Annotated in this window: 3 protein-coding genes; all 3 read left to right on the top strand. The window is 75.1% G+C overall.

What is annotated here, in order from left to right; translation table 11 throughout:
• On the top strand, positions 1-1,027 hold a 1,027-nt coding region (locus tag VF468_01475), incomplete at its 5' end, for an ammonium transporter (protein ID HEX5876993.1).
• Positions 1,027-1,365, top strand: a complete 339-nt coding sequence (locus tag VF468_01470) for a P-II family nitrogen regulator (protein HEX5876992.1) — start codon at positions 1,027-1,029, stop codon at positions 1,363-1,365. The genes VF468_01475 and VF468_01470, both read left to right, overlap by 1 nt.
• A 104-nt stretch (positions 1,366-1,469) precedes the next feature.
• Positions 1,470-3,189 (top strand): HD domain-containing protein (locus VF468_01465; GenBank protein ID HEX5876991.1); only part of this gene is annotated, 1,720 nt, incomplete at its 3' end.

Raw genomic sequence — 3,189 nt, 5'->3', positions numbered from 1 at the left:
CGCCGTCTTCCAGCTGTTCTTCGCCGCCATCACCCCGGCCCTGATCACCGGCGCCTTCGCCGAGCGGATCAAGTTCTCGGCCTTCGCCCTGTTCACCACCCTGTGGCTGTTCCTGGTGTACGCGCCCCTGGCCCACTGGGTCTGGGCCCCCGGCGGCTGGCTGCGTGACTTCGGCGCGCTCGACTTCGCCGGCGGGACCGTCGTGCACATGAACTCGGGCTTCGCCGCCCTGGCCGCCGCCATCGTGATCGGCAAGCGGCGCGGGTTCCTCAAGGAGGCGATGGTCCCCCACAACCTGACCCTGACCATCCTCGGCGCCGGCATCCTGTGGTTCGGCTGGTTCGGCTTCAACGCCGGCAGCGCGCTGGCCGCCAACGGCCTCGCCGCCCAGGCGTTCATCGCCACCAACACCGCCACCGGCGCGGCCGTGCTCGGCTGGTGCCTCACCGACTACCTGCGCCGGCGCAAGACCACCACCCTGGGCGCGGCCTCGGGCGCGGTCGCCGGCCTGGTCGCCATCACCCCGGCCGCCGGCTACGTCGGCCCCATGGGGTCGATCGCCATCGGCCTGGCCGCCGGCGTCGTCTGCGCCTGGGCGGTCGGCCTGAAGTACAAGGCCGGCTACGACGACGCGCTCGACGTCGTCGGCGTCCACGCCGTCGGCGGCATGCTCGGCGCCCTGCTCATCGGCGTGTTCGCCAACACCGCCTTCAACGAGGCCGGCGCCGACGGCCTGCTGGCCGGCGGTGGCCTGACCCTGCTCGGCAAGCAGGCCGTGGCCGTGGTGGCCACCCTGGCCTTCTCCTTCGGGCTCAGCTTCGTGCTGCTCAAGCTCGTCGACCTGGTCGTCGGGCTGCGGGTGACCGAGGAGGAGGAGCTGTCCGGGCTGGACATCAGCCAGCACGAGGAGGTCGGCTACGCCTTCAGCGAGGGCGTCGGGGCCACCGCCCCGGTCCCGGCCGGAGCCGCGGCACCGCCCGAGCGGGCTCCCTCAACCGTCCGCGTGCCCCAAGGAGATCTGGGCTGATGAAGCTGGTCGTGGCGGTCATCAAACCGTTCAAGCTGGAAGAGGTGAAGGCGGCGCTGGAAGGCGTCGGCGTCCAGGGCCTGACCGTGACCGACGCCCGCGGCTTCGGCCGCCAGCGGGGCCACACCGAGGTCTACCGTGGCGCCGAGTACCAGGTCGAGCTGCTGCCCAAGACCCGGGTCGAGGTCCTGGCCGACGACGACGCGGTCGAGGACGTGGTCAAGGCGATCGTCGACGGCGCCCGCACCGGTTCCATCGGTGACGGCAAGGTCTGGGTCCTGAACGTCGAGCAGACGTTGCGGATCCGCACCGGCGAGATGGGAGGCGATGCGCTCTGACCTCGGGCTCCGCTGAGCTCTCCGGGGTCCGGGAGGCGGCGGAGCTGACACTGAGCGAGGGCGGCCGGCCGGCCAGACGCCGGGCGGCCGCCCTCGACGCCGCCTTGGCGGCCCTGGTGGACACCGTGCCCCTGCCCCGGAGCAGCGTGGCCGTGCTGGCCGTCGGCGGCTACGGCCGGGGCGAGGTGTCGCCCCACTCCGACGTCGACCTGCTGGTGCTGGTGGACGACAAGCGCCGGCCCAGCCCCGAGGACCTCCGCGGCCTGCTCTACCCGCTGTGGGACGCCGGCTTCCAGGTCGGCCACGCCGTCTGCTCGCCCAAGGAGGCGATCGAGCGGGCCAGGGGCGACCTGGAGGCGGCGACCTCTCTGCTGGAGGCCCGGCTGGTGGCCGGGCCGGTCGGGCTGATGGACGAGATGACCGGCCGGCGGCGGCGCTGGCTGGAACGCGACGGCCGCCGCCTGGCCCGGCGGCTGCTCGAGGTCACGGCCGAGCGGCACCTGCGGGTCGAGCGGGCCGGCTGGGTGCTCGCCCCCGACCTCAAGCAGGACGTCGGCGGCCTGCGCGACCTGCACGCCGTCGGCTGGCTGGCCGCGGTCGCCGGCTGGCCCCGGCCGGCCGGGCGGCCCGAGCTGGTCCGGGCCGGCGAGCTGCTGCTGGCCGTGCGCGAGGCTCTGCACGGCCAGACCCGGCGCAAGACCGACCGGGTCCGGGCCGACCTCCAGCCGGCCGTGGCCAAGGCCCTCGGCCTGGACGGCGAGGACGCCACCGACCGGCTGATGGCGGCCGTGCACACCGCCGCCCGGACGATCGAGTACCTGGCCGCGGTCGAGACCCGGACCCTGGCCGAGCGGCTGCTCGGCGGCCCGCGCCGCTCCGGCCTGGTCCGCCGGCTGGAGCCGGGCGGCATCCGCCTCGAGGACGGGCTGCTGGTCGTAGACTCGACCCACGCGGGGTCGACCTTCGCGGGGCGCGCTCGTCCGCCAGCCCCCGGTGGTGGGGCCCCTTCCGGGAGGGTAGCCCAGGGCGGGACGGGGTGCTCGCCGCTGTCCACAGGTGTATCTGGTCCAGCAGCCGTCGAGGACCCCGAGGCCCAGGACCCCGAGGCCGATGACCCCACGGGCGACGTGCTGCTGGCCATGCGGCTGCTGGCGGTCAGGGCCCGGACCGGGCGCCAGATCGCCCGGCCCACCCTGACCTGGCTGGAGCAGACCTTCGACCGGGCGCCGCTGGAGTCGTGGTCGGAGCCGCTGCGCTCGGCCTTCATGACCGTCCTGCGCGGCCCCGGGGTGGTCGGCGCCTGCGAGCTGCTCGACCACGTCGGCGGCTGGGCGGTGCTGCTGCCCGAGTGGGCCCCGGTGCGCGGGCGGGTGCAGCACGACCCGTGGCATCGCTACACCGTCGACGGCCACGCCTTCGCCGCCGCGGCCGAGGTGTCCCGGCTGCTGGAGCGGGACGAGCGGGCGGCCAGGACCGCCGAGGCCGCCGGCGACCTCGGCGCCCTCTACCTGGCCGCGATCTTCCACGACATCGGCAAGGGGTCGGGCGAGGACCACAGCGTCGCCGGGGAGCTGCTGACCCGCCGGGCCCTGGCCCGCATGGGCCTTGGCGACGACGAGCTCGAGGAGATCGCGGTGCTGGTCCGGCACCACCTGCTCCTGGTCGAGACGGCGACCCGGCGCGACCTGGACGACCCCAGCGTGGTCGAGGGCGTGGCCGCGGCGCTGGGGTCGCCGCGCCGCCTGCGGCTGCTGCACCTGCTCACGGTGGCCGACGGGCTGGCCACCGGCCCGGCGGCCTGGAACGACTGGAAGGGCACGCTGG

This window comes from Actinomycetota bacterium, from assembly GCA_036280995.1.
GTDB lineage: Bacteria > Actinomycetota > CALGFH01 > CALGFH01 > CALGFH01 > CALGFH01.
Note: the sequence above shows the minus strand (reverse complement) of the source record. Positions and strands in the feature narration are given on the sequence as shown.